We start from the raw sequence: 24,857 nt of genomic DNA on the forward strand, positions 1-24,857 counted from the left end.
ATGAGAAGTCCTTCCTTCAGCCGCGCACCGCGGCGATCGCGTCCGCAAGGGCACCCGGCACGTCCGGGATCGTCACGTGCGCGCCGTCCCGGACGATCGTCCGGCCGCCCACGACCACATGCCGCACATCCGCGGCCGACGCTGCGAATACCGCCGTCTCGGCTGCCAGACGCGGCACCGGTCCCGCTGTCCTGACGGAGTCCAGGGCGATCGTCGTGAAGTCGGCGAGCGCGCCCGCCTCCAGGGTTCCCGCCCCGTCCCAGCCGAGCGCCGCGTGGCCGTCGGCCGTCGCCGCGCGCAGCAGCGCCGCGGCCGTCCAGTGGCCGCGCGTGCGGGAGCGGAGGCGCTCGTTCAGCTCCATCGCCCGCGCCTCCTCCAGAAGGTCGATCACCGCGTGGCTGTCGCTGCCCAGCGAGAGCGGCGAGCCCGCCCGCTGGAGGGCGACGGCCGGGCCGATGCCGTCCGCCAGGTCCCGTTCCGTCGTCGGGCACATGCACGTGCCCGTGGTCGAGGAGCCGAGGAGGGAGATGTCCGAGTCGGTCAGGTGGGTGTTGTGGACGCCCGTCGTCCGCGCCCCGAGGACCCCGTGGTCCGCGAGGAGCTGCGTGGGCGTGCGGCCGTGGGCCGCCAGGCACGCGTCGTTCTCGGCGGTCTGCTCCGACAGGTGGACGTGGAGCGGCACCGCGCGGGACTGCGCCCAGCCCGCGACCGTCGACAGCTGGTCCGCCGGGACCGCGCGGACCGAGTGGATCGCCGCGCCGATCCGGACGCCCTCCCGCTCCTTGAGCGCCGAGACCCGCTCCGCCCACGCCTCCGCCGTGCCGTCCGAGAAGCGGAGCTGGTGCCGGTCGGGCGCCGCGCCGAAGCCGGACGAGAGGTAGGCGGTGTCGAGGAGGGTGATGCGGATGCCCGCGTCGGCGGCCGCCTGGATCAGCGCCTCGCCCATCGCGTTGGGGTCGGCGTAGGGGGTGCCGCCCGGGGCGTGGTGGAGGTAGTGGAACTCGCCGACCGAGGTGATGCCGGCCAGCGCCATCTCCGCGTACACCGCGCGGGCAAGCGCGTGGTACGTGTCCGGGGTCAGCTCGGACGCCACCTGGTACATGACCTCGCGCCAGGTCCAGAAGGTGCCCGAGCCGACCTGGACGGTGCCGCGCAGGGCCCGGTGGAAGGCGTGCGAGTGGGCGTTCGCCAGGCCCGGGATCGTCAGGCCGCGCAGGACCTCCGCGCCGGGGGGCGGGCTGTCGAGCCCGGTGCGTACGGCCGTGACGCGGCCGTCGGCCACGTCCAGCGCCACGCCCGGTTCCACGTTGGTGTCCAGCCAGGCGTGTTCCAGCCAGTACGTCGTCACCTGCACGCGAGGCCCTCCAGTACGTCCGCAAGAGCGATGACCCCCGCCACGCAGTCGTCCTCGGCCGCGAACTCGGCCGGGGAGTGCGAGACGCCCGTGGGGTTCCGTACGAACAGCATGGCGGTCGGGATCGATTCGGACAAAATGCCCGCGTCGTGGCCGGCGCCCGTGCCGAGCACCGGGGTCTTCCCGCCGAGGAGGGAGGCCAGCTCGTCGCGCAGGGTGTGCGCGAACTCCACCACCGGCGTGAAGGACTCCCGTACGACCGTGAGGTCGATGCCGTGGCGGTTCGCGTAGTCGCGGGCCGCCGTCTCGACGCCCTCGACGACGGCGTCCAGGGACGCCTGGTCCGCCGCCCGCGCGTCGAGCCAGCCCCGGACCAGGGACGGGATCGCGTTGACGCCGTTCGGCTCGACCGCGATCTTGCCGAAGGTGGCGACCGCGCCGGCGAGTTCGGCCTCGCGTCGGGCGGCGAGGACCGTCTCGGCGTACGTCAGCATCGGGTCGCGCCGGTCGACCAGGCGGGTCGTGCCCGCGTGGTTGGCCTCGCCCGCGAAGTCGTACCGCCAGCGGCCGTGCGGCCAGATCGCGGACGCGATGCCGACGGCGTCGCCGGAGAGGTCGAGGGCGCGGCCCTGCTCGACGTGCAGCTCGACGAAGGCGCCGATCCGGGCGAGGCGCTCGGGGTCGGGGCCGATGGTCTCGGGGTCGTACCCGGCGGCCTCCATCGCCTTCGGGAGGGTGATCCCGTCGCCGTCCCTGAGTTCGTACGCCTGCTCCTTCGTCAGCCGCCCGGCCGTGAGGCGCGAGCCGACGCAGGCCAGGCCGAAGCGGGCGCCCTCCTCGTCACCGAAGTTGGTGATCGCGAGGGGCCGCTTGAACACGACGCCACGGGAGCGCAGTTCGTCGAGCGCCGCGAAGGCGGAGACGACGCCGAGCGGGCCGTCGAAGGCGCCGCCGTCCGGCACGGAGTCCAGGTGCGAGCCGGTGACGACCGCGTCGCCGGCCGCCGGGTCGCCGAGCCAGGCCCACTGGTTGCCGTTGCGGTCGACCTCGTAGTTCAGCCTGCGCGCCTCGGCCTGCATCTGGAACCAGAGCCGGCAGTCGGCGTCGGCGGCGGTCCAGGCGTAGCGGCGGTAGCCGCCCGAGGCGGCGCTGCGGCCGATGGGCCGCAGCGACCGCCACATGGCGTGGAAGGTCTCGCTCACGCGGAGACACCCTCCGCGCCGCCGTCGGCGTCGCCCTCGCGCATCGGGACCCGGACGCCCTTCTCGTCCGCGACCCGCTCGGCGATGTCGTAGCCCGCGTCGACGTGGCGGATGACGCCCATGCCGGGGTCGTTCGTCAGGACGCGGCGGATCTTCTCGCCGGCCAGCTTCGTGCCGTCCGCCACCGAGACCTGGCCCGCGTGGATGGAGCGGCCCATGCCGACGCCGCCGCCGTGGTGGATGGAGACCCAGGACGCGCCGGAGGCGACGTTCACCATGGCGTTCAGGAGCGGCCAGTCGGCGATCGCGTCGGAGCCGTCGAGCATGGCCTCGGTCTCGCGGTACGGGGAGGCCACCGAGCCGCAGTCGAGGTGGTCGCGGCCGATCGCGAGGGGCGCGGCGAGGGTGCCGTTGCCGACCATGTCGTTGAACATGTCGCCCGCCTTGTCGCGCTCGCCCTGGCCCAGCCAGCAGATGCGCGCCGGGAGGCCCTGGAAGTGGACGCGCTCGCCGGCCATCTTGATCCAGCGGTGCAGGGACTCGTTCTCCGGGAAGAGGTCCAGGATCGCCTTGTCCGTCTTGTGGATGTCGCTCGCCTCGCCGGAGAGCGCGGCCCAGCGGAACGGGCCCTTGCCCTCGCAGAACAGCGGGCGGATGTAGGCGGGCACGAAGCCGGGGAAGGCGAACGCGCGGTCGTAGCCGGCCAGCTGGGCCTCGCCGCGGATGGAGTTGCCGTAGTCGAAGACCTCGGCGCCCGCGTCCATGAAGCCGACCATGGCCTCGACGTGCCGGGCCATGGACTCGCGGGCGCGGGTGGTGAAGCCCGCCGGGTCCTTGGCGGCCGCGTCGGCCATGTCGTCGAAGGCGACGCCGATCGGCAGGTACGACAGCGGGTCGTGGGCCGAGGTCTGGTCGGTGACGATGTCGATCGGCGCGCCCTCGGCCAGCATGCGCGGCAGCAGCTCCGCCGCGTTGCCGAGCAGGCCGATGGAGAGCGGGCGGCGCGCGTCGCGGGCCTCGACGGCCAGCTGGAGGGCGTGGGCCAGGTTGTCGGCCTTGACGTCCAGGTAGCGGTGCTCGATGCGGCGCTCGATGGCGCGCGGGTCGACGTCGATGCAGATCGCGACGCCGTCGTTCATCGTCACGGCGAGCGGCTGGGCGCCGCCCATGCCGCCGAGTCCGGCGGTGAGGGTGATCGTGCCGGCCAGCGTGCCGTTGAACTTCTTGGCGGCGACGGCGGCGAAGGTCTCGTAGGTGCCCTGCAGGATGCCCTGGGTGCCGATGTAGATCCACGAACCGGCCGTCATCTGGCCGTACATGGTGAGGCCGAGCTGCTCCAGGCGCCGGAACTCCTCCCAGTTCGCCCAGTCGCCGACCAGGTTGGAGTTGGCGATGAGGACGCGCGGCGCCCACTCGTGGGTCTGCATGACGCCGACCGGGCGGCCGGACTGGACGAGCATCGTCTCGTCCTGCTTCAGGGTCCGCAGGGTGCGCACCATCGCGTCGAAGGAGCGCCAGTCGCGCGCGGCCTTGCCGGTGCCGCCGTAGACGACGAGCTTGTCGGGGTGCTCGGCGACCTCGGGGTCGAGGTTGTTCTGCAGCATCCGGAGGGCGGCCTCCTGCTGCCATCCCAGGGCGCTCAGTTCCGTACCGCGCGGGGCCCGTACGGGTCGGGGTCCTGACATGGGGCAGCCTCCTGACGATGTGAACCAGATATTCACATCCTGGACTGCTGAATACTTGTAGTCAACAGCTGCGGCGGGACCCGTCGTGGTGGTCCCATGGATCCATGGCTTCCCATCCCGCCGGGGCCCGTCGCGACCGGGCCGTCCGCGCCGCCGTCGAGCAGGGGCTCCTCTCCCCCGCCGACCCCGACCGCCAGATCGTCGCCCTCCTCGACACCGAGGGCGTCCGCGCCTCCGCCGCCGCCCTCGTCGCGGCCTTCGCCGCCGTCACCGACGCCCCCGTGCTGCACGCCTTCGCCGTGAAGGCCTGCCCGCTCGTGCCCGTCCTGCGCCTGCTGGACGCGTGCGGGCTCGGCGTGGAGGTCGCGAGCCCCGGCGAGCTGGCCCTCGCCCGCGCCGCCGGCCTCCCCCCGTCCCGCACGGTGCTCGACTCGCCCGCCAAGACCCCCGCCGACCTGCGCCAGGCCCTCGCGCTCGGGATCGCCGTCAACGCGGACAACCTCCAGGAGCTGACCAGGCTCGACGCCCTCGTCGCCTCCGCGCCGACCGCCTCACCCCTCGGCATCCGGGTGAACCCGCAGGTCGGGGCCGGTTCCATCGGGGCACTCTCGACGGCGACGGCCACCTCGAAGTTCGGGGTGGCGCTGCGGGACGAGGGCGCGCGGGACACGCTCGTCCGGGCCTACCTCGACCGGCCCTGGCTGACCCGGCTGCACACCCACACCGGCTCCCAGGGCGTCCCGCTCGCCCTCATGGCCGAGGGCGTCGCCGCCGCCTACGAGCTCGCCGAGGAGATCAACGCCAAGGCGGGGCGGCAGCAGATCGACACCCTCGACATCGGCGGCGGCCTGCCGGTGAACTTCGCCTCCGACGAGGAGACGCCCACGTACGAGGAGTACGCCGGCCTGCTCGCCGAGACCGTCCCCGGGCTCCTCGACGGGCGGTACGGCCTCGTCACCGAATTCGGGCGCTCGCTGCTCGCCAAGCACGGCACGATCCTGGCCCGCGTCGAGTACACCAAGACCTCCGGCTCCCGCCCGGTCGCCGTCACCCACGCGGGCGTCCAGGTGGCCACCCGTACCGTCTACGACCCGGCCTCCTGGCCGCTGCGGGTCCTCGCGTACGACGCCGAGGGCCGCCCCCGCACGGGCGAGGACGTCGTCCAGGACGTGGCGGGCCCGGCCTGCTTCGCCGGGGACCTGCTCGCCACGGCGCTCCCGCTGCCGCTGCTGCGGCCGGACGACGTCGTGGCCGTGCCCGACACCGGCGCGTACTACTTCGCGCACCACTACGCGTACAACAGTCTGCCCCGGCCGGCCGTCCACGGCTTCACCCTCGCCGACGACGACGGCGGGGTCGCCTTCTCGACCGCGCGGCGGGCGCAGAGCCTGGACGAGATCGTCGCCGAGGCGGGCGGCGACCGGGCGGACGCCCTGCTGGGCTGACCCTGCTGGACCGGCAACGGAGGCGGGGGCACGGACCCGGTGCTTCCATGGAGCCATGGCCATGAAGAGCATCGTCGTGGAGCGGCGGATCCAGGCGCCCCCGGGACCGGTCTGGGAAGCCATGACGGACCTGCGGAACATGGAGCGGATGCTGGGCGGCGTGGAGCGCGTCGACGTCCTCACGGAGGGCGCCTTCGGGGTGGGCACGCGCTGGCGCGAGACCCGGAAGATGTTCGGCAAGGAGGCCACGGAGGAGATGACCGTGACCGAGTCCGTGCCGCCGGACCGCTATGTGACGGTGGCCGACTCGCACGGCATGCACTACGTCTCCGAGATCGCCCTGCGCCCGGACGGGGAAGGTGCGAGCGTGGTGCGCATGACGTTCTCCGGAGGCCCGGCCGAGGGGAACCGGCTGGGATTTCTGGCCAGGTTGCTGAGCGGCCTCGGCGCCAAGGCTGCCGCCCGCGCGCTGGCCAAGGACCTCGACGACGTGGCGGCCTTCGTGGAGCGGCGCGGCTGACCCGACCGCGACGGGGACTGACCGCACGCGACGGGGAGCGATCACGCGGGGGCGAATTCAAGCAAGCCTCAGGCATGTTCCGATGGAAAATGCCAGAACTCCTACCCACGACGGAAACGTTGAGTAGCGTCACCGTCACTGCCGTACGTCCGCGCGCCGCATTGGGAGGGGAATCCGCGTGCCCGGAATCGACGAGTGCCTGTGGGAGGCCATGAGCCTGCCGGGCGCACGTGGAGCCTGGCTGGTCGACTGGACCAGCGGGCTCGCCCTCGGCGCGGCGGGCGAATCGCCGGTCGGAGACCACGAGGCGACGGCCGCCGAGGCCGCCGAACTGGCCCGCGCCGCCGCGGAGTACGACTCCTTCGCCGGTACGGCCCCGCCGCCGCGACCGACCGCCCCGCCGACGGCGGGCGTGCCCGTGCAGGCCGCGGGCGTGCCCCAGCCGGCCTCGGGGGCGGCCGTCCCGCCCCTGCCCACCCGACCGCCCTCCGCCGCCGCGAGCGCGGGCCCCCGGAGCCCCAGCACGGAGATAGCCCTGCGCCCCGGAACCGAACTCGCGCTCCGCGAGCGGACGTTGCCCAAGGGACCGCCCGTCGAGGACCTGATCGTCACGACCCGGGGCGGCTACCACGTCCTCCGCTTCGTCGAGACCTCCTTCGACAGCAGCGTCTTCCTCCACCTGTGGCTCGACCGGGACAGCGGCAACCTCGCGCTCGCCCGCATGCGGCTGCGCGAACTCGCGGAGAAGCTGGTGCTCGGATGACCGTCTCCCCCATGCTCGTCCGCCTCGCCGCCGAGCGCGCCACCGGCGCCCTGCTCCGCGACCACGGCACCCTGTACCTCGTCGACGGCCGGGTCACCCACGCCGAGAGCCCCGCCGCGCCCGGGCTCGACGTCCTCCTGACCGCCGGCGGGCGGCTCGCCCGCGAGCGCTGGGACGAGGCCGTCGACCGGGCGGGCGCGCGGCGCGAGGTCGGCAGGTTCCTGGTCGAGAGCGGGCGGCTGCACGACGGCGAGCTGGAGATCTGCCACCTCGGCGCGGTCTACGACGCCGCGTTCTTCGCGCTCGCCCCCGCCACGGGACCGACCCGGTTCCGCTACGGCGTCGCCCACTGGTTCGGTGCCGTGCGGCCGGTCTCGACCGAGGCCGTCGAGCGCGAGACCGTCCGCCGCCGTGAACTCCTCGACAGCGTCTGGCCGTACGACTCCGTCGACACCGCCCCCGTGGTGCCCCGCCCGCCCGCCCCGGGCCAGACGGTGAGCCTGCGCCAGCGGGCGCTGCTCGCCGCCGCCGACGGGGTCCGCACCCCGGCAGAGATCGCGCGGGCGCTCGGCCGCCCGGCCTTCCACACCCTGCTCGAGGTGCGCCGCCTCGCCGCCGCCGGCCTGGTGGAGACCCCGCCCGACCCGGTGACGGCCGCCTTGCCCACCGTCCCCGCCTGGGTCGGCGACATCGCGCCCGACCCGGACATCGCCCTGCTGCGCCGGCTCCGCGACGCCCTGGAGGCAAGTCTGTGATGAGGCGTGCCCTGCGCCTGCGCGCCGAGAGGAGATTACTGATGTCCGCAGAAGCCGAGGTGCTCGGCGAGCTGAGACGGCTGCGGGCCCGGCTGCCTCAGCTGACCGGGGCGCTCGCGGCGAGCATCGACGGCCTCGTCCTCGCCCACGACACCGTCGACGCCGAGGCGGAGGGGGTGGCCGCGCTGACGGCGGCGGCCCTCGGGGTCGCCCAGCGGATGACCGAGTCCACCGGACAGGGCGGCTTCCGCGAGCTGCTCGTCCGGGGCGAGGGCGGCTATGTCGCCACGTACGCCGCCGGCGGCGCCGCCGTGCTCACCCTGCTCGCCGAGCCCCGGATCAACGTGGGCCGGCTCCATCTGGAGGCCCGGCGGTCCAGCGCCCGGATCGGCGAGCTGGTCGACGGGGCCCTGGACCGCAAAGACCTGAACCGACCCATCTCGTAAACCACGTGACACCGAAAAGGAAGTGCGACACCCATGGCGAACACCGAGACCGCTCTGAAGGAATCCATGACCATCGAGGGCGCCATCGGCGCCGCGCTGGTCGACTACACCAGCGGCATGGCCCTCGGCACGATCGGCGGGGGTAAGGAACTCGACCTGAACATGGCGGCGGCCGGCAACACGGACGTGGTCCGCGCCAAACTCAGGACGATGGAGATGCTCGGCCTCAAGGAGGACATCGAGGACATCCTGATCACGCTCGGCAGCCAGTACCACATGATCCGGCTACTGAAGAGCCGGGGATCGAACGGCCTGTTCCTCTATCTGGCCCTGGACAACAAGCGCGCGAACCTGGCGATGGCCCGGCACCAGTTGAAGAAGATCGAGGCCGAACTCGACGTCTGACGGTTCCGCGCGAGCGCCGAGCCCCTACTCCACGAACAGCCCGCGAGCCGCCGCCTTGGTGTCGAACTCCTCCAACCGCGCCTGCGCGTCGGGCAGTTCGTCGGCCATCGCCTCCAGGAGGACCCGGCCGAGGAGCATCGGCGCGCACGCCGTGTCGAAGGCGAGGCCGGTGCCGACGGCGGCCGGGATCAGCAGGTCGCTGTGGGCGGCGACGGGCGCGAACGCCGACTCGGCGACCGTGACCACGGTGAGCCCGGCCCCCCTGGCGTACTCCAGGGCCTCCACCACCTCGCGGGGGTGGCGCGGCAGCGCGAAGCAGAGCAGGGCCGTGGCCCCCGCCCGTACCGTCGCGTCGACACGGTCGGTGAGCATCGAGCCGCCCTCGTCGAGGAGGCGGACGTCGGGGTGGACCTTGCCCGCGAAGTACGCGAAGCCGCGCGCCTGCGAGGAGGCGGCGCGCAGCCCGAGCACGGGCAGCGGCCGGGAGGCGGCGAGCAGCCGTCCGGCGCGTTCGACGGGTGCGGGGTCGGCGAGCAGTTCGGCGAGGTGGCGGAGGTTCTCGATCTCGGCGAGGACGGCCTGCTGGTACTCGTTGTGCTCGCCGGCCGCCGCGCTCGCGGGGGCCTCCCCGGCGGGGGCGACCTCGCGGAGGTGGCGGCGCAGGGCGGGGTAGCCGTCGAAGCCGAGGGCCACGGCGAAGCGGGTGACCGAGGGCTGGCTGACGCCGGCCAGCTCGGCCAGTTCGACGCTGGACAGGAACGCCACGTCACCGGCGCGCCGCACCATGCAGTGCGCGATCCGCCGCTGTGTCGGTGTCAGCCGGTGCCCCTCGAAGAGCGCCTGCAGCCGTCCGGCCGGACTGTCGCTCACGCCGTCCCCCTTCCGCTCGTCCCCGCCCAATTATTCATCCACCTCGCACTCTGCATGAAGATATGCAGCAGGGCAAGAAAAGCGGGGGGCTACCCCTACCGACGCGGGGCCCCGCGGCTGCCTACCGTGGCCATCATGGACGAGCTCAAGAACGAACTGGACGCCACCCTGCATGCCCGCCGGGAGCTGGGCACGGAGTACGAGGCGGCCCTCGTCGATTCCTTCCTCGGCAAGGTGGAGCAGGGCCTGGACGCCACGATCGACCGGCAGGTCAGGCGCCGGCTCGGCGAGCGGCAGGTGGCGACCGCGCGCGGCGAACGCCCCCGTACGCCGGGCGCCGAGGGCTTCGGCGAGCGGTTCGGCTTCGGGATCATCTCGCTGGTCCTGGCGGTCCCCCTCTCCGCCATCGCCGTCACCCAGGCCGATCTGGAGGGCCTGATCGTGGCCTGGCTCGGCATCGTCGGCGTCAACGCGGTCTACGCGTTCCGCGACCGGATCCCGGCGCGCCGGGACGACCGGGACTAGGGCCTGTCCGGTGGATCAGGGCCGGACAGGCCCTAGCCCGAGCGACTCCGGGACGAAAGGGAGTAGCGCGGGGACCGCCGCACCCCCAGTGACTGGGGGGCGGGACGACGGCGGTCCCCGCGAGGGACACGGGCCCGGGTCAGGGCCGGTCTCCGCGTCCGCGGCGTCGCGAGGAGTTCCGGGAGCCGCTCCGTAGTCCTCGACGCCGACAACGACCAATGTGCCGTACGCGTGTTAAGCGGGTGCTGCGCGTACGTGTCGCGCTCGTACCGTTTTCACGAACGCCCGCTCGACCACGTGAGGGCACGGGCCGGTCACACCGGGTCCGCTACTTCGCGACGCCCTTCACCCCGCCGTTCGCGAGGAAGGCGAGCAGGTCCTGGCGGCTGACGACACCCGTCGGCTTGCCCTCGACCAGCACGATCGCCGCGTCCGCGGACTCACCGAGCACGGACATCAGGTCCGCGACCGGCTCGCCGGAGCCGACCTGCGGCAGCGGCGCGCTCATGTGGCGCTCCAGCGGGTCCTCCAGGGAGGCACGCTGGGTGAAGAGCGCGTCGAGGAGCTCCCGCTCGACGACCGAGCCGACGATCTCCGCGGCCATGACGTCCGGGTGACCGGCGCCCGGCTTGACGATCGGCATCTGGGAGACGCCGTACTCGCGCAGCACCTCGATCGCCTGGCCGACCGTCTCGTCCGGGTGCATGTGGACGAGCGAGGGCAGCACGCCCTCCTTGTGCCGGAGCACGTCGGCGACGGTCGCGGAGGTGGTGTCCTCCAGGAAGCCGTAGTCGGCCATCCACTCGTCGTTGAAGATCTTGGAGAGGTAGCCGCGGCCGGAGTCCGGCAGGAGCACGACCACGATGTCGTCCGGGCCCAGCTCCTTGGCGACCTCCAGGGCCGCCACGACCGCCATGCCGCAGGAGCCGCCCACCAGGAGGCCCTCCTCCTTGGCGAGGCGGCGGGTCATCTGGAAGGAGTCCTTGTCGGAGACGGCGACGATCCGGTCCGTCACGTTCCGGTCGTACGCGGTCGGCCAGAAGTCCTCACCGACGCCCTCCACCAGGTACGGCCGGCCGGAGCCGCCGGAGTAGACCGAGCCCTCGGGGTCGGCGCCGACGACGGTGACCTTGCCGCCGCTGACCTCCTTCAGGTAGTTGCCCGTGCCGGAGATGGTGCCGCCGGTTCCGACGCCCGCGACGAAGTGGGTGATCTTCCCGTCCGTCTGCTCCCAGAGCTCCGGGCCGGTGGTCTCGTAGTGGGAGCGCGGGTTGTTCGGGTTGGAGTACTGGTCGGGCTTCCAGGCGCCCGGGGTCTCCCGGACGAGCCGGTCCGAGACGTTGTAGTACGAGTCCGGGTGCTCGGGGTCGACCGCGGTGGGGCAGACCACGACCTCGGCGCCGTAGGCCCGCAGCACGTTGATCTTGTCCGTGGACACCTTGTCGGGGCAGACGAAGATGCACTTGTAGCCCTTCTGCTGGGCCACGATCGCGAGGCCGACCCCGGTGTTGCCGGAGGTGGGCTCGACGATGGTGCCGCCGGGCTTGAGCGCGCCGCTCTCCTCGGCCGCCTCGATCATGCGCAGGGCGATGCGGTCCTTCACCGAGCCGCCCGGGTTGAAGTACTCGACCTTGGCCAGGACGGTGGCCTGAATGCCGGCCGTCACATTGTTGAGCTTCACCAGCGGGGTGTTGCCGACGAGGCTGATCATCGAGTCGTGGAATTGCACCGTAATCTCCGGGGTCTCCGTAATGGTGCGTCCAGCGTATGCGTAGTCGGAGCGGGTTACGGGGCAGTTAGATCCTGAACGGCTTGAAGGAGGTGACTGCCCCCATGTCGAGGGCGAGGGTGGCACGGCGGATCGCGGCGGGCGCGGCCTACGGAGGCGGGAGCATCGGGCTGCTCGGCGTGGCGGCGGTGGGCGTGGTCCTGGCCGAGGTGCAGCTGGCGAAGCGGAACGTGGGCGGCGGGGTCGCCCCGCTGCCGCCCGGGGCGGACGGGCTGTACGGACGCTCCTTCGCGGGCCCGGAACCGGGCCCCGGGCCGCTGCGGCTGGCCCTTCTGGGTGATTCCACGGCGGCGGGCCAGGGGGTGCGCCGGGCGGGGCAGACCCCGGGGGCCCTGCTCGCCTCGGGGCTCGCGGCGGTCGCGGAGCGGCCGGTGGTGCTGCGGAACGTGGCGCTGCCGGGGGCACGCTCGGACGACCTGGAGCGCCAGGTGTCGCTGCTGCTCGCCTCGCCCACCGGGCCGCCGGACGTGTGCGTGATCATGATCGGCGCCAATGACGTGACGCACCGGATGCCTGCCACGCAGTCGGTGCGGCTGCTCGCGGCGGCGGTGCGGCGGCTGCGGACGGCCGGAGCCGAGGTGGTCGTGGGGACCTGCCCGGACCTGGGGACGATCGAGCCGGTGTACCAGCCGCTGCGCTGGATGGCGCGGCGGGCCTCGCGGCAGCTGGCGGCGGCGCAGACGATCGTGGTGGTGGAGCAGGGCGGGCGGACGGTGTCGCTGGGGGACCTGCTGGGCCCCGAGTTCGCGGCGAACCCGCGCGAGATGTTCGGGGCGGACAACTACCACCCGTCGGCCGAGGGGTACGCGACGGCGGCGATGGCGGTCCTGCCGACGGTCTGCGCGGTGCTGGGCGTGTGGCCCGAGACGGACCGGCTCGAGCCGGACCGCCACGAGGACATGCTGCCGGTCGCGAAGGCCGCCGCGGAGGCGGCGCGGGAGGCGGGTACCGAGGTGACGGGCGCACGGGCGCCGTGGGCGCTGCTCAAGCACCGCCGCAGGCGGCGCCTGCCCGAGACCGCGGCCCCGGAGCCCGCCCCGTCCACGGAGGAGGCGCACCGGCCGTGAGGGGGCCCACCGCCCCGATGAGGCTTGCCGCACCCGAGGAGGCACACTGCCCCTGAGGGGGCACGGACGACACCCCGGGAGGCCCGACTGAGCGCTCGCTTAGAAAAGAGGTCCGCATCACACCGTCAAGGCGGTGACCCGTCGCGTACGTACAGGTAACTTCCCGTTCTGTCCGCCCTCTCCGCATCCTCCTGGAGCCGTGATGCCCGAAGCCGTCATCGTCTCGACCGCCCGCTCCCCGATCGGCCGGGCCTTCAAGGGCTCCCTGAAGGACCTGCGGCCCGACGACCTCACCGCGACCATCATCCAGGCGGCGCTCGCCAAGGTCCCCGAGCTGGACCCGCGCGACATCGACGACCTGATGCTGGGCTGTGGCCTCCCCGGCGGCGAGCAGGGCAACAACCTGGGCCGGATCGTCGCCGTCCAGATGGGGATGGACCACCTCCCCGGCTGCACGATCACCCGTTACTGCTCCTCGTCCCTGCAGACCTCCCGCATGGCGCTGCACGCCATCAAGGCCGGCGAGGGCGACGTCTTCATCTCGGCCGGTGTCGAGATGGTCTCCAGCTTCGCCAAGGGCAACTCCGACTCCTGGCCGGACACCCACAACCCGCTCTTCGCCGACGCCGAGGCCCGTACCGCCGCCGTCGGCGCGTCCGAGGGCTCCACCTGGCACGACCCGCGCGAGGACGGCCTCGTCCCCGACGCGTACATCGCCATGGGCCAGACCGCCGAGAACCTGGCCCGCTGGAAGGGCATCAGCCGCCGGGAGATGGACGAGTTCGGCGTACGGTCCCAGAACCTCGCCGAGCAGGCCATCAAGAACGGCTTCTGGGAGCGCGAGATCACCCCGGTCACGACCCCGGACGGCACCGTCGTCAGCAAGGACGACGGTCCGCGCGCGGGCGTCACCCTGGAGGGCGTCGAGGGCCTCAAGCCGGTCTTCCGCCCCGACGGCCTGGTCACCGCGGGCAACTGCTGCCCGCTCAACGACGGCGCCGCCGCGCTCGTGATCATGTCCGACACCAAGGCCGCCGAGCTGGGCCTGACCCCGCTCGCCCGCATCGTCTCCACCGGCGTCTCGGGCCTCTCCCCCGAGATCATGGGCCTCGGCCCGGTCGAGGCCTCCAGGCAGGCACTCAAGCGCGCCGGCCTGACGGTCGGCGACATCGACCTGGCCGAGATCAACGAGGCCTTCGCGGCCCAGGTGATCCCCTCGTACCAGGACCTCGGCCTGGACCTGGACAAGGTGAACGTCAACGGCGGCGCCATCGCCGTCGGCCACCCCTTCGGCATGACGGGCGCCCGCATCACCGGCACGCTCATCAACAGCCTCCAGTTCCACGACAAGCAGTTCGGCCTCGAGACCATGTGCGTGGGCGGCGGCCAGGGCATGGCGATGGTGATCGAGCGCCTGTCCTGAGGCCCCGTCCCTAACCCCGTCGCGTCCCAGCCGTGACCGAATCTCCCCCAGGATGTGACCTACGTCCCGGGGGAGACCCATAACCGCAGGTCACAGCAGTAACGGGACTAAACACCTGGCCCAAATACCTGTCCATTTCGTGACGTAATGCACTGACAGGGGGCGCACTCCCACGGCAGGCTGATGTAGGAAGTCGGGGGATCGACTCGGAATCGGGAGTACGTCAGTGAGCGCCATGTCTCTTGCCCTGCTGGTGACCACGGCCGCCGCCACGGTCGTGGGTGCCGCTGCCCTGCACGCCGCCCACGGTCTCCGTAAGCAGGTCGTCGCCCTGCGTGGTGAACTCACCGCCGCGCACGGGGTGTCCGTCCCGCACGCCCGCCAGACGCCCGCCGCGGAGATACGCGCCGCGGTGGCCGAGGCGCTGGCCGAGGAGCGCGAGCGCGAGCTCGCCGAGGCCCGCGCCTTCTGGGCGGCGCAGGAGGCCCGTGACGCGGCCGACGCGCCCTCCCTGCTCGGCGGGCTCGGCGGTCCCGCCGACGACGGCGGCCCGTTCTACGTTCCGCGCCAGGCCGACTTCGTGGGCCTGGAGGCCATGGCCCTGGAGGCGATGGAGGCCGAGGCCGCCGCGCTCGACGGCGCCGGTGCCGGCGTCGACAGCGTCCTGGAGGAGTTCCCGGAGCTGACCGAGTACGCGGAGGACTCCCCCGAGCTGGCCGCGGCCCGCCGCCGCCACCCCTCGCACCCGGACTTCGTGCCGGTCCAGACGCCGGTCGTCACCGACCACGAACGCACGGTCTCCCGCCTGGAGGAGCTCGCCGACACGCGCACCGCGCTCACCGACGTGCGCCCGGGCCCGCTCGGCACGCTGGACGTGTACGTCTTCGCCGACGGCACCACGCTCTGCATGACCCCCGGTCACCGCGAGACCGCGGAGCGCCTCGCGGACGCGCTGCGGTCCGGCCGTACGCCGGTGCTGCTCGGCGGCTCGGGCGTCTCGGGCGCGTACGCCCTGACGTTCTCCTTCGGCGAGGCGGACGAGGAGAACGTGTACATCCTCGCCGACCGTGTGATCGCCTCGCACTGACCCGCGCGCGGCGGGCGCGGGCTCCGGTCCTACACGCCGGACCGCGCCGCGGCCTCCCGCACCAGACCCACGGCCTCGCCCAGTTCCCGCTCCCGGGGACCGGCCGGGGCCGTTCGCAACGCTTCGGCCAGATCGGTGCCGGCGACCAGGAGTTGGTCGGCGACCACGAACATGCCGGCGTCCGGCATCACGCGCCCCCCGTCGGACACCCCGTCCGACGCGCCGCCCGCCACGCCCTCCGGCGCCTCGATCCGCTGCGCCCGCAGGGCCAACTCCCGGGCCAGCGCGAGCCCTTCGGCGGCGGCGCCGCGCTGGAGGCGGCTCTGCGGGGCCGCCCGCAACCGGTCGGCGAACCGCTCGACGGCGGCGGTCAGTTCACTCGTATCAAGCACTCCGCGACCCTACGCGCCCGTCCTGCACTGTTGCCAACGCGCCCACGCTCAGGCACGGTGACCGGAAGGAGCACGACGGCACCACGCGTCCGGAGGCGCCCATGTCCCACGCATTCTCCGAAGAGACCCATCGCAAGCTGCTCGCCCGCATCCCGCACTGCACCGGTCGTGAAGTCTCCGACTGGCTCCGCACCGTCGAGGAAGGCCCCTCCCTCGTCCGCTTCGAGGAGAAGGTCAGCTGGCTCCGGGGCGCCCACGACCTCGCGTACGGCCACGCGAAGGCGATCATCCACGAGTACGACCTGCGCAGGGCCGCCCGCAGACTGCTCTGACGCGGCGAGCGCGGAGAGCGCGCCGAGCGCATCGAGCGCCTAGAGTGGGAGAACGATGGTTCTCCCACTCTGGGGGTGAGCGGACGATGGACACCGAGACCGCCGAGCTACGGCTCCTGGAAGCCGCGGAGACGCTGTTCGACGAGCGCGGTGTGCAGGCGGTCGGCATGGACGACATCCGCACCGCGTCCGGCGTCTCGCTCAAGCGCCTCTACCAGCTCTACCCGTCCAAGGACCATCTCGTCTGGGCGGTCCTCAACCGTCGCGACGGGGCCGTGCGGGAGGCCATCGCCGCCCATGGGGCGGCTCACGCCACCACCCCGTACGACCGCGCCCTGGCGGTCTTCGACTACCTCGGGGAGTGGTTCGCCGACCCCGGCTTCCGGGGCTGCGCGTTCATCAACACCTTCGGGGAGATGGGCGGCATCTCCCCGGACGTCGCCGCCATCGCCCGAGGCCACAAGCAGGCCCTGCGGGAGTACTTCGCCGAGCAGACGAACGCCCTCGGCGCGCCGTCGGAGCTGGCCGACCAGCTGGCGCTGCTCGCCAACGGCGCCATGGCCGTCGCCGGCATCGACGGCTCCCCCGAACCGGCCGCCCATGCGAAGGAGGCGGCCAGGGTCCTCCTGGACGCGGCGCTCAGGAGCTGACGGAAGGGCCCGCAGACGACGGAAGGGCCCGCCCGGCGGAAGCCGGACGGGCCCTTCGTCACACACGCGTGGCGCGTCAGTCGTCGCCGCCCTGCAGGATCGACAGGAGACGCAGCATCTCCAGGTAGATCCACACCAGGGTCATGGTGAGGCCGAAGGCCGCCAGCCAGGCCTCCTCGCGCGGGGCGCCGTAGGTGACACCGTCCTCGACCTGCTTGAAGTCCAGGGCGAGGAAGCAGGCACCGAGGATGATGCCGATGACACCGAAGAGGATGCCGAGGCCGCCGCTGCGGAAGCCCAGGCCGTCACCGGCGCCGTCGAAGAGCGAGAAGAGAGCGTTGACCGCCATCAGGAGGATGAAGCCGATCGCGGCCGCCATCACGAAGCCGTAGAAGCGGCGGGTCACACGGATCCAGCGCATCTTGTAGGCGATCAGCACACCGGCGAAGACCGCCATCGTGCCGAGGACCGCCTGCACGACCACACCGGGCGAGATGTAGGTCGAGACCGCGGCCGAGATGACACCGAGGAAGACACCCTCGAACGCCGCGTAGGCCAGGATCAGCGCGGGCGAGGCCTTGCGCTTGAAGGACTGCACCATGGCCAGGACGAACGCCACGAGGGCGGCGCCGATGGCGATGCCGTACGACTTGCCGAGGTTCGCCGGGTCGACCGGCAGCAGGAACCACGCGAGGGCGGCGGTGACCACGACCGTGCCGAGCGTCATGGCCGTACGGCTCACGACGTCGTCGATCGTCATCACATTGCCGCGCGCCTGCTGCGGGGCCCCGAGCTGGGTGTCCTGCGCGTACGGGTTCGTCGCGTAGGGGTTGGTCGCGCCTTCGGCGTAAGGGTTGGTTCCGACGGCGGGGCCCCCGGCCTGCGGCTGCTGCGCGTTGAAACCGGCGTAGCCGTTGTCGCGGCTGAACCCCCGTCGCGAGAAGACCGGGTTGCTGCTCCTCATTTCACTCCTCCATGGCCGCACTGCGCGGCCTTGCGTCAAGAGTAATGCGGAAGCAAAGCAAACTCTCTAGTGCTCTGGGAGGATCTTTACGAGATCGTCAGCGAGGCCCCTGGAGCCGGTGGCCCGACGACGGGGGTGATGGTGCCCGGAACCGGACTCGAACCGGCACGGCCCGAAGGCCAGCGAGGTTTAAGCTCGCCGTGTCTGCATTCCACCATCCGGGCATGGGGCGCGGCTCCGCATTCGCACATGAGCCTATCGGGACGCTTCCCTCGTTCAGCGGAACGCTGGCCCGATGTTGTCTTATTTTATTGACGTCTGAGGGTGCGTCAGTGCAGGTGGGGCCTGTTCCGGCGAACTGTGACGCGGCTCGCGAGCGCGAAGGCCCGCCCGTGGGAATGACGGAAACTCGCCGCATCCGTGCCACCCGACCGGGCAATCCCCCCGGGGGTACCCCCGCCTCACCCGCTCTCAGGGATCCCGTCATACCTCAGGAGGAGGGGCGGGCCGCCCGGTCCGACTCCAGTCGCCCCCGGGAACGGGCATGTGGGCGGACGACCCGGGCCTCAACGCTCGACACGATGGAGTGGTTCCCGAACAGCACCGAACACCCGCAGTGACAGGAGTCCGCCTCGTGACCACCACCCCCACCGTGTCCCGCGCCACCGCGGTGGCCGCCCGCGCCCAGGATCTCTCGAAGGTCTACGGACAGGGCGAGACCCAGGTGGTCGCCCTCGACCGTGTCACCGTGGACTTCCGGCAGGGCGAGTTCACCGCGATCATGGGCCCGTCCGGCTCCGGCAAGTCGACCCTGATGCACTGCGTGGCCGGCCTGGACTCCTTCAGCTCCGGGTCGGTGCGGCTCGGCGACACGGAGCTGTCCACCCTGAAGGACAAGCAGCTGACCCAGCTGCGCCGGGACAAGATCGGCTTCATCTTCCAGGCCTTCAACCTGCTCCCGACGCTGACCGCGCTGGAGAACATCACGCTGCCGATGGACATCGCGGGCCGCAAGCCCGACAAGCAGTGGGTGGAGAAGGTCATCGACATGATCGGCCTCTCCGGCCGGCTCGGCCACCGCCCCACCCAGCTCTCCGGCGGCCAGCAGCAGCGCGTCGCCGTGGCCCGCGCCCTCGCCTCCCAGCCCGAGATCATCTTCGGTGACGAGCCGACCGGAAACCTGGACTCGCGCTCCGGCGCCGAGGTCCTCGGCTTCCTGCGCAACTCGGTGCGCGAACTCGGCCAGACCGTCGTCATGGTCACCCACGACCCGGTCGCCGCCTCCTACGCGGACCGCGTCATCTTCCTCGCGGACGGCCGGATCGTCGACGAGATGCTGAACCCGACGGCGGACGGCGTCCTCGACCGGATGAAGGCCTTCGACGCCAAGGGCCGCACCAGCTGACACCCCGGGGCCCTCACCCGGCCCTGTCTCCGCTGCCCTTAGACGTTCTCCGTCCCCGCTCGCCGGGGGCGCCCCACTCCAGGACACACACCCATGTTCCGTACCGCCTTGCGCAACGTGCTCGCGCACAAGGCCCGGCTGCTGATGACCGTGCTCGCCGTCATGCTCGGCGTGGCCTTCGTCTCCGGCACCCTGGTCTTCACCGACACCCTCTCCCAGGCCTTCCGCAACCAGTCCGCGAAGAGCTACGACGACGTCGCCGTCGCCGTGACCATGTACCCGCGCCCCGAAGAGGCCGCCAAGACGCCCGGTCTCTCGCAGGCCGTGCTGGACAAGGTCGGCAAGCTCGACGGCGTCGCCTCCGTCACCGGCCGCGTCGACGGCTTCGCCGGCGTGCCGGACAAGAACGGCAAGCTGATCGGCGTCGGCTGGTCCAACAAGGGCACCAACTTCGCCCCCGGCGCCGACGGCAAGGACCGGGCGTTCGACTTCACCCAGGGCGCGGGCCCGCTCCAGGACGGCCAGATCGCCCTGGACAAGGAGACCGCGGCCAAGGGCGGCTACAAGGTCGGCGACACCGTCCGCGTGGCCACCAACGGCCCGGTGAAGGAGTACACCCTCTCCGGCGTCTTCACGACCGAGGACGGCGCCGTCCAGGCCGGCGGCAGCCTGGTCGTGTTCGACAACTCCGTCGCGCAGCAGCAGTACGTGAAGCCGGGCTTCTACCGCGACGCCGTCATCACCGCCAAGCCCGGCACGGACGCGGCCAAGCTCCTGGACGAGGTCCTGAAGGTCGTCCCGAAGTCGGCCACGGCCCAGACCGGCCAGGCCCTCGCCGACCAGCAGGCCAAGGACATCGAGGAGGGCCTCGGCGCGCTGAAGAAGGTCCTGCTCGGCTTCGCCGGCATCGCGCTCTTCGTCGGCGTCTTCCTGATCGCCAACACCTTCACCATGCTGGTCGCCCAGCGCACCAGGGAACTCGCGCTGATGCGCGCCGTCGGCGCCTCGCGCAAGCAGATCACCCGCTCCGTCCTGATGGAGGCCGGCCTGGTCGGCATCATCGCCTCCGCGGTCGGTTACGTCCTGGGCATCGGGCTCGCCGTCGGGCTCCGCTCGGGCATGAACGCCTTCGACCTGAAGGTGCCAGGCGGCCCGCTGGTCCTCTCCGCCACCCCGCTCGTCGCCGCGCTCGGCGTCGGCGTCCTGATCACCATGTTCGCCGCCTGGCTGCCCGGCCGCCGCGCCGCGAAGATCCCGCCGGTCGCCGCCATGAGCAGCGTCCACGCGGCGGCGACCACCAAGTCGCTGGTGGTCCGCAACTCCATCGGCGCCGTGATCACCGCGATCGGCGCGGTCCTGATCGTGATGGGCGCAGGCAAGGGCGGCGACGAGGGCCAGATGCTCATCGCGGGCGGCGCCTTCCTCACCCTCGTCGGTGTGATCGTGCTGATCCCGCTGCTCTCCCGCCCGGTGATCGCCCTGATCCGCCCGCTCTTCGTCGGTCTCTTCGGGGTCTCCGGCAAGCTCGCCGGTCTCAACGCGGTCCGCAACCCGCGCCGCACCGGCGCCACCGGCTCCGCGCTCGCCATCGGTCTGACCCTGGTCACCGGCCTCACCGTGCTCGGCACGTCGGTCGGCACGGCGCTGGACAAGATGACGACGGACCAGATCCGCGCCGACTACATGGTCACCATGGCCAGCGGCGGCGGCATGAACAAGGAGGCGCTGGCCGCGATCGAGAAGGCCCCGGGCGCCACCGCGGTCTCGCCGCAGATGGCCGGCTGGTTCACGCTCGAGGGCAAGGACGTCTCGGCCTCCGGTGTCACCCCGGGCGACGTCGAGAAGCTCATCAAGGTCGACACCGTGCAGGGCTCGCTCGGCTCGCTGCGCGAGGGCAAGATCGCCATCGCCGACAAGACGGCGACCAAGCGGGGCTGGAAGGTCGGCGACACGCTGCCGGTCGAGTACGGCGACAAGCAGAAGGGCAAGCTGACGGTCGGCGCGATCTTCAAGGACAGCGAGTTCCTCTCGCCGGTCATGATCGACGCGAAGACCGTCGCCGCCCACGAGCAGGAGACGTACATCCCGCAGATCTTCGTCTCGATGGACGGCGGTGCCTCGGCGGCCAACGACAAGGCGCTCGCCAAGGCCATGGGCGACAACCCGGCCATCAAGGTCATGGACCAGAAGGACATCCGTGACGAGTTCGGCGGCCAGATCAACCTGCTCCTGAACATCATGTACGGCCTGCTGGCGATGGCCCTGATCATCGCGATCCTGGGTGTCGTCAACACCCTGGCCATGTCCGTCTTCGAGCGTCAGCAGGAGATCGGCATGCTGCGGGCGATCGGTCTCGACCGGCGCCGCGTGAAGCGGATGGTCCGTCTGGAGGCCGTGGTCATCTCGCTCTTCGGCGCGCTGGTCGGCATCGGTCTCGGCTCGTTCCTCGGCTGGGCGATCGGTGAGTCGTTCGCCAAGAGCCTGCCGGGCTACGCGCTGGTCCTGCCCTGGGACCGGATCGGGATCTTCCTGGTCCTGGCCGGCCTGGTCGGCGTCCTCGCCTCGCTGTGGCCGGCCCGCAGCGCGGCCAGGCTGAACATGCTGACCGCCATCAAGACCGAGTAACTCCGGCCCGTACGGCAGCGATACGACGGCGAAGGGCCGGTCTCCCCCGCGGGAGACCGGCCCTTCGGCGTACGCGGAAGCCGCTACGCCTTCTCGTTCCAGACCCGCGGCCGCAGCGCCACGCCCGAGGTCCCCGACTCCGGGGTCTTCACCGCGAGGAACTGGTTCACGCCGATCCGGTTGCGCTCGAAGGAGACCGCGGAGGCGGCCATGTAGAGCCGCCAGATCCGCGCCCGGCCCGGTGAGGTGAGCCGTACGGCCCGGTCCCAGTCGGCCTCCAGGTTGGCCACCCAGCGGCGCAGCGTCAGGGCGTAGTGCTCGCGGATCGCCTCCACGTCCCGCACCTCGAAGCCCGCGTCCTCCAGGGTCGTCAGGGTGCGGCCCATCGGGGCGAGTTCGCCGTCGGGGAAGACGTACGCGTCGATGAACGCGTCCACCTCGTAGGCGCCCTCGTCCGGCTCGGGGCGGCGGGAGATCTGGTGGTTGAGCAGCCGGCCGCCGGGCGCCAGCAGGGAGTGCAGTATGTCGGCGTACTCGCGATAGCGGACCTCGCCCACGTGCTCGGCCATGCCGATGGAGGAAATCGCGTCGTACGGGCCGTCCTTGACGTCCCGGTAGTCCTGGACCCGGATCTCGATCCGGTCCGTCAGACCCTCCTCTGCGATCCTTTTGCGGGCGAAGGCGGCCTGCTCGCGGGAGAGGGTGACACCGACGACCTGGGCGCCGTACGCGCGGGCCGCGTGGATGGCCATGGAGCCCCAGCCGCAGCCGACGTCCAGGAGCCGGTCGCCCTCCTTCAGGCGCAGCTTGCGCGCGATCAGGTCCAGCTTGTCGCGCTGCGCGTCCTCCAGGTTCCCGCCGTCCGTCCAGTACGCGCAGGAGTACACCATCGAGGGCCCGAGGACGAGCGCGTAGAAGTCGTTGCCCACGTCGTAGTGGTGACTGATCGCCTGCTTGTCGCGGCGCTTGCTGTGCCGGGAGCCGGTGCGCCTGCGCATCTCCTCGGCGGGCGGCGCGGGCGGCGGGTAGGGCCCGGCCAGCTTCAGGAACGCGGCGGCCGCCGCGCGCAGCCTCGGGTCGCGTACGGACTCCAGGGCGCTCCTGGTCGCCTCGCCGCGGTCCCAGAAGACCCCGGCGAGCCGGTCGAGGACGGTGTAGAGGTCGCCCTCGACGTCGATCTCACCGGCCACCCACGCCCGGGCCAGGCCGAGTTCGCCGGGCTTCCACAGCAGCCGGCGCAGGGCCCGGCGGTGCCGGACGATCAGGACGGGGCCGTCCGCGGGCCCGGCTTCGGTGCCGTCCCAGGCTCGCAGCCGCACCGGGAGCGGGGCCCCCAGCAGGTCCTCCGCGAGAGTGGTCAGCCGCAAAGCGGCGTCGGCCATGGTGCACACCTCCGTGATGTCGTGCCCCAGAAATGCTCGTCACCACGTAAACACCCTCCGTAGGCGTTTTTCGTCCCGTAGGCGCGCAACGACTCGGCAAAACACCCGGGCGGCGCTCGGCGCGACGCGTCGGCGTCCGGACACGCCGAAGGGCCGTCCGCACCACGGATGGCGGACGGCCCTTGCGGGAACAGCGGTGAAGCGGTGGAGCTAGGAGGCCTTGGCCTTCTCCTGGCTCGCGGCGGCGGGAGCCGGGGCGGGCTTGGCCGCCTCGTAGAACTCCTCGCGCGGGGTCTCCATCGCACCGAGGGAGACGACCTCGCGCTTCAGGAACATCGCGAGGGTCCAGTCGGCGAAGACGCGGATCTTGCGGTTCCAGGTCGGCACGGCCATGCCGTGGTAGCCACGGTGCATGTACCAGGCGAGCCGGCCCTTGAGCTTGATCTTCATCTTGCCCATGACGATCATCGCGACGCCCTTGTGGAGGCCGAGGCCCGCCACCGCACCCTTGTTGGCGTGCGAGTAGTCCTTCTGCGGGAAGCCCCGCATGCCGGACACCACGTTGTCGCCGAGGACCTTCGCCTGACGCAGCGCGTGCTGGGCGTTCGGCGGGCACCAGGCGCGCTCGGCCGGGACGCCGGCCTTGATCGCGGCGAGGTCCGGGACCTGGGCGTTGTCGCCGGCGGCCCAGATGTAGTCGGTGCCGGTGACCTGGAGGGTCGGCTGGGCGTCCACGTGGCCGCGCGGGCCGAGCGGGAGGCCGAAGCGGGCGAGCGCCGGGTTGGGCTTGACGCCCGCGGTCCACACGATCGTGTTGGAGTCGACCTCGAGGCCGTTCTTCAGCACGACGTGACCGTCGACGCAGGAGTCCATGGACGTCGAGAGGTAGATCTCGACGCCGCGGCTCTCCAGGTGCTCCTTGCCCCAGCGGCCCAGCTCCGGGCCGACCTCGGGAAGGATCTTGTCGGCGGCGTCGACCAGGATGAAGCGCATGTCCTCGCGCTTCACGTTGGTGTAGTACTTCGCCGCGTCGCGGGCCATGTCCTCGACCTCGCCGATGGTCTCCGCGCCGGCGAAGCCGCCGCCCACGAAGACGAAGGTCAGCGCCTTGCGGCGGACCTCCTCGTTGGTCGTCGAGTCGGCCTTGTCGAGCTGCTCCAGGACGTGGTTGCGGAGGCCGATGGCCTCCTCCACGCCCTTCATGCCGATGCCCTGCTCGGCGAGGCCGGGGATCGGGAAGGTGCGGGAGACCGCGCCCATCGCGACGACCAGGTAGTCGAACGGCAGGTCGTACGCCTCGCCGACGAGCGGCGCGATCGTGGCGACCTTGCGGTCCTGGTCGATGGTGGTCACGCGGCCGGTGAGCACCTCGGCTCCGCGCACGACGCGTCGCAGCGGGACGACGACGTGGCGGGGGGAGATGCTGCCTGCGGCGGCTTCGGGGAGGAAGGGCTGGTACGTCATGTACGAGCGCGGGTCGACGACCGTGACGGTCGCCTCTCCGTAACGCATCTTCTTGAGGATGCGTCGAGCTGCGTACAGGCCTACGTACCCACCGCCTACTACGAGGATCCTGGGACGCTCCGTGGTGCTCATGCATCCGAGTATCCACCCCTCCCAGGGGGGTCGCTCGTGCGCCCCTTCACAAGGTTGTGGACCACCTCTGCTACACTCCGCCGCCCACGTGACCCAGGTCATGGTCGTGCAAAGGAACCACAGTGCGGGGGTGAACGTTGTTCACCCCTACTGAACTGGCCCGGAGAGGCTCCGG

Annotated in this window: 22 protein-coding genes, 1 tRNA gene and 1 pseudogene; 14 read left to right on the top strand and 10 right to left on the bottom strand. The window is 71.9% G+C overall.

Annotated features, from left to right (window positions below; genetic code table 11):
- Positions 1-16: 16 nt before the first annotated feature.
- From AB0E14_RS15760 to hutU, 3 genes are read right to left on the bottom strand one after another with little or no spacing between them, the layout of a single operon-like run.
- Positions 17-1,354: a formimidoylglutamate deiminase gene (locus tag AB0E14_RS15760; RefSeq protein WP_362417017.1), complete on the bottom strand. Its 1,338-nt coding sequence runs from the start codon at positions 1,352-1,354 to the stop codon at positions 17-19.
- Entirely contained in the window at positions 1,345-2,535 is a 1,191-nt protein-coding gene (locus tag AB0E14_RS15765; protein WP_362417165.1) for an allantoate amidohydrolase, read from the bottom strand. Before AB0E14_RS15765 ends, AB0E14_RS15760 begins: the two co-directional genes overlap by 10 nt.
- A 17-nt stretch (positions 2,536-2,552) precedes the next feature.
- Positions 2,553-4,241 (bottom strand): urocanate hydratase, encoded by a 1,689-nt coding sequence (gene hutU / locus AB0E14_RS15770; protein ID WP_362417020.1) that lies wholly within the window; start codon positions 4,239-4,241, stop codon positions 2,553-2,555.
- A 104-nt stretch (positions 4,242-4,345) separates the two neighbouring features.
- On the opposite strand from hutU, the gene AB0E14_RS15775 reads away from it, so the two are divergent.
- The 6 genes and pseudogenes from AB0E14_RS15775 (at position 4,346) to AB0E14_RS15800 (ending at position 8,575) form a co-directional block, all read left to right on the top strand.
- On the top strand, positions 4,346-5,686 hold the full coding sequence (locus tag AB0E14_RS15775) for a diaminopimelate decarboxylase (RefSeq protein WP_362417023.1): 1,341 nt from the start codon (positions 4,346-4,348) through the stop codon (positions 5,684-5,686).
- Between the two features lie 55 nt (positions 5,687-5,741).
- Positions 5,742-6,206 carry an SRPBCC family protein gene (locus tag AB0E14_RS15780; protein WP_362417026.1) on the top strand — a complete coding sequence of 155 codons (465 nt, stop codon included), beginning with the start codon at positions 5,742-5,744 and terminating at the stop codon, positions 6,204-6,206.
- Between the two features lie 178 nt (positions 6,207-6,384).
- Positions 6,385-6,573: pseudogene (locus AB0E14_RS15785) on the top strand (hypothetical protein); the annotation flags it as partial.
- A 392-nt stretch (positions 6,574-6,965) separates the two neighbouring features.
- Positions 6,966-7,724 (top strand): transcriptional regulator, encoded by a 759-nt coding sequence (locus AB0E14_RS15790; RefSeq protein WP_362417029.1) that lies wholly within the window; start codon positions 6,966-6,968, stop codon positions 7,722-7,724.
- 41 nt (positions 7,725-7,765) lie between these two features.
- On the top strand, positions 7,766-8,170 hold the full coding sequence (locus AB0E14_RS15795) for a roadblock/LC7 domain-containing protein (RefSeq protein WP_362417032.1): 405 nt from the start codon (positions 7,766-7,768) through the stop codon (positions 8,168-8,170).
- 33 nt (positions 8,171-8,203) lie between these two features.
- The gene (locus tag AB0E14_RS15800) at positions 8,204-8,575 is read left to right on the top strand and encodes a hypothetical protein (protein ID WP_362417035.1); all 372 of its coding nucleotides are present in this window, start codon (positions 8,204-8,206) and stop codon (positions 8,573-8,575) included.
- Positions 8,576-8,599: 24 nt separating this feature from the next.
- Here AB0E14_RS15800 and AB0E14_RS15805 read toward each other — a convergent pair whose 3' ends face one another.
- On the bottom strand, positions 8,600-9,445 hold the full coding sequence (locus tag AB0E14_RS15805) for a MurR/RpiR family transcriptional regulator (protein ID WP_362417038.1): 846 nt from the start codon (positions 9,443-9,445) through the stop codon (positions 8,600-8,602).
- A gap of 135 nt (positions 9,446-9,580) precedes the next feature.
- Between AB0E14_RS15805 and AB0E14_RS15810 the strand changes: the two genes are divergently transcribed.
- On the top strand, positions 9,581-9,970 hold the full coding sequence (locus AB0E14_RS15810; RefSeq protein WP_362417041.1) for a hypothetical protein: 390 nt from the start codon (positions 9,581-9,583) through the stop codon (positions 9,968-9,970).
- 328 nt (positions 9,971-10,298) lie between these two features.
- Here the strand turns inward: AB0E14_RS15810 and AB0E14_RS15815 are convergent, their stop codons facing one another.
- The gene (locus tag AB0E14_RS15815; protein WP_362417044.1) at positions 10,299-11,699 is read right to left on the bottom strand and encodes a cystathionine beta-synthase; all 1,401 of its coding nucleotides are present in this window, start codon (positions 11,697-11,699) and stop codon (positions 10,299-10,301) included.
- Positions 11,700-11,818: 119 nt separating this feature from the next.
- On the opposite strand from AB0E14_RS15815, the gene AB0E14_RS15820 reads away from it, so the two are divergent.
- The 3 genes from AB0E14_RS15820 (at position 11,819) to AB0E14_RS15830 (ending at position 15,336) form a co-directional block, all read left to right on the top strand.
- On the top strand, positions 11,819-12,826 hold the full coding sequence (locus tag AB0E14_RS15820) for an SGNH/GDSL hydrolase family protein (protein WP_362417168.1): 1,008 nt from the start codon (positions 11,819-11,821) through the stop codon (positions 12,824-12,826).
- Between the two features lie 202 nt (positions 12,827-13,028).
- Positions 13,029-14,249: an acetyl-CoA C-acetyltransferase gene (locus AB0E14_RS15825; protein ID WP_362417047.1), complete on the top strand. Its 1,221-nt coding sequence runs from the start codon at positions 13,029-13,031 to the stop codon at positions 14,247-14,249.
- Positions 14,250-14,484: 235 nt separating this feature from the next.
- Positions 14,485-15,336 carry a hypothetical protein gene (locus AB0E14_RS15830; protein WP_362417171.1) on the top strand — a complete coding sequence of 284 codons (852 nt, stop codon included), beginning with the start codon at positions 14,485-14,487 and terminating at the stop codon, positions 15,334-15,336.
- 29 nt (positions 15,337-15,365) lie between these two features.
- Here AB0E14_RS15830 and AB0E14_RS15835 read toward each other — a convergent pair whose 3' ends face one another.
- Complete coding sequence (locus AB0E14_RS15835; RefSeq protein ID WP_362417050.1) at positions 15,366-15,728, bottom strand: hypothetical protein; 363 nt, start codon at positions 15,726-15,728, stop codon at positions 15,366-15,368.
- A 101-nt stretch (positions 15,729-15,829) separates the two neighbouring features.
- Here AB0E14_RS15835 and AB0E14_RS15840 point away from each other — a divergent pair, with 101 nt between their 5' ends.
- The gene (locus AB0E14_RS15840; protein WP_362417053.1) at positions 15,830-16,060 is read left to right on the top strand and encodes a DUF4287 domain-containing protein; all 231 of its coding nucleotides are present in this window, start codon (positions 15,830-15,832) and stop codon (positions 16,058-16,060) included.
- Between the two features lie 86 nt (positions 16,061-16,146).
- Positions 16,147-16,710, top strand: coding sequence for a TetR/AcrR family transcriptional regulator (locus tag AB0E14_RS15845; protein WP_362417056.1), 564 nt, complete (start codon positions 16,147-16,149; stop codon positions 16,708-16,710).
- 76 nt (positions 16,711-16,786) lie between these two features.
- Here AB0E14_RS15845 and AB0E14_RS15850 read toward each other — a convergent pair whose 3' ends face one another.
- On the bottom strand, positions 16,787-17,674 hold the full coding sequence (locus tag AB0E14_RS15850; RefSeq protein WP_362417059.1) for a Bax inhibitor-1/YccA family protein: 888 nt from the start codon (positions 17,672-17,674) through the stop codon (positions 16,787-16,789).
- 139 nt (positions 17,675-17,813) lie between these two features.
- Positions 17,814-17,898: transfer RNA gene (locus AB0E14_RS15855), tRNA-Leu, on the bottom strand.
- A gap of 410 nt (positions 17,899-18,308) precedes the next feature.
- Between AB0E14_RS15855 and AB0E14_RS15860 the strand changes: the two genes are divergently transcribed.
- Positions 18,309-19,079: an ABC transporter ATP-binding protein gene (locus tag AB0E14_RS15860; protein WP_362417062.1), complete on the top strand. Its 771-nt coding sequence runs from the start codon at positions 18,309-18,311 to the stop codon at positions 19,077-19,079.
- 93 nt (positions 19,080-19,172) lie between these two features.
- Positions 19,173-21,704, top strand: coding sequence for an FtsX-like permease family protein (locus AB0E14_RS15865; RefSeq protein ID WP_362417065.1), 2,532 nt, complete (start codon positions 19,173-19,175; stop codon positions 21,702-21,704).
- Positions 21,705-21,787: 83 nt separating this feature from the next.
- Here AB0E14_RS15865 and AB0E14_RS15870 read toward each other — a convergent pair whose 3' ends face one another.
- Both AB0E14_RS15870 and AB0E14_RS15875 read right to left on the bottom strand, forming a co-directional pair.
- Entirely contained in the window at positions 21,788-23,086 is a 1,299-nt protein-coding gene (locus AB0E14_RS15870) for a cyclopropane-fatty-acyl-phospholipid synthase family protein (protein WP_362417068.1), read from the bottom strand.
- Positions 23,087-23,296: 210 nt separating this feature from the next.
- Positions 23,297-24,682: an NAD(P)/FAD-dependent oxidoreductase gene (locus AB0E14_RS15875; RefSeq protein ID WP_362417072.1), complete on the bottom strand. Its 1,386-nt coding sequence runs from the start codon at positions 24,680-24,682 to the stop codon at positions 23,297-23,299.
- Positions 24,683-24,857: the final 175 nt, after the last annotated feature.

Source organism: Streptomyces sp. NPDC047981, from assembly GCF_040653315.1.
Lineage (GTDB): Bacteria > Actinomycetota > Actinomycetes > Streptomycetales > Streptomycetaceae > Streptomyces.

Coding starts and splice junctions, on each gene's coding strand:
- AB0E14_RS15845 (WP_362417056.1), top strand. CDS start 16,147: ATGGACACCGAGACCGCCGAGCTACGGCTCCTGGAAGCCGCGGAGACG.
- AB0E14_RS15870 (WP_362417068.1), bottom strand. CDS start 23,086: ATGGCCGACGCCGCTTTGCGGCTGACCACTCTCGCGGAGGACCTGCTG.
- AB0E14_RS15830 (WP_362417171.1), top strand. CDS start 14,485: ATGTCTCTTGCCCTGCTGGTGACCACGGCCGCCGCCACGGTCGTGGGT.
- AB0E14_RS15850 (WP_362417059.1), bottom strand. CDS start 17,674: ATGAGGAGCAGCAACCCGGTCTTCTCGCGACGGGGGTTCAGCCGCGAC.
- AB0E14_RS15775 (WP_362417023.1), top strand. CDS start 4,346: ATGGCTTCCCATCCCGCCGGGGCCCGTCGCGACCGGGCCGTCCGCGCC.
- AB0E14_RS15865 (WP_362417065.1), top strand. CDS start 19,173: ATGTTCCGTACCGCCTTGCGCAACGTGCTCGCGCACAAGGCCCGGCTG.
- hutU (WP_362417020.1), bottom strand. CDS start 4,241: ATGTCAGGACCCCGACCCGTACGGGCCCCGCGCGGTACGGAACTGAGC.
- AB0E14_RS15765 (WP_362417165.1), bottom strand. CDS start 2,535: ATGTGGCGGTCGCTGCGGCCCATCGGCCGCAGCGCCGCCTCGGGCGGC.
- AB0E14_RS15790 (WP_362417029.1), top strand. CDS start 6,966: ATGACCGTCTCCCCCATGCTCGTCCGCCTCGCCGCCGAGCGCGCCACC.
- AB0E14_RS15825 (WP_362417047.1), top strand. CDS start 13,029: ATGCCCGAAGCCGTCATCGTCTCGACCGCCCGCTCCCCGATCGGCCGG.
- AB0E14_RS15875 (WP_362417072.1), bottom strand. CDS start 24,682: ATGAGCACCACGGAGCGTCCCAGGATCCTCGTAGTAGGCGGTGGGTAC.
- AB0E14_RS15810 (WP_362417041.1), top strand. CDS start 9,581: ATGGACGAGCTCAAGAACGAACTGGACGCCACCCTGCATGCCCGCCGG.
- AB0E14_RS15840 (WP_362417053.1), top strand. CDS start 15,830: ATGTCCCACGCATTCTCCGAAGAGACCCATCGCAAGCTGCTCGCCCGC.
- AB0E14_RS15795 (WP_362417032.1), top strand. CDS start 7,766: ATGTCCGCAGAAGCCGAGGTGCTCGGCGAGCTGAGACGGCTGCGGGCC.
- AB0E14_RS15780 (WP_362417026.1), top strand. CDS start 5,742: ATGGCCATGAAGAGCATCGTCGTGGAGCGGCGGATCCAGGCGCCCCCG.
- AB0E14_RS15800 (WP_362417035.1), top strand. CDS start 8,204: ATGGCGAACACCGAGACCGCTCTGAAGGAATCCATGACCATCGAGGGC.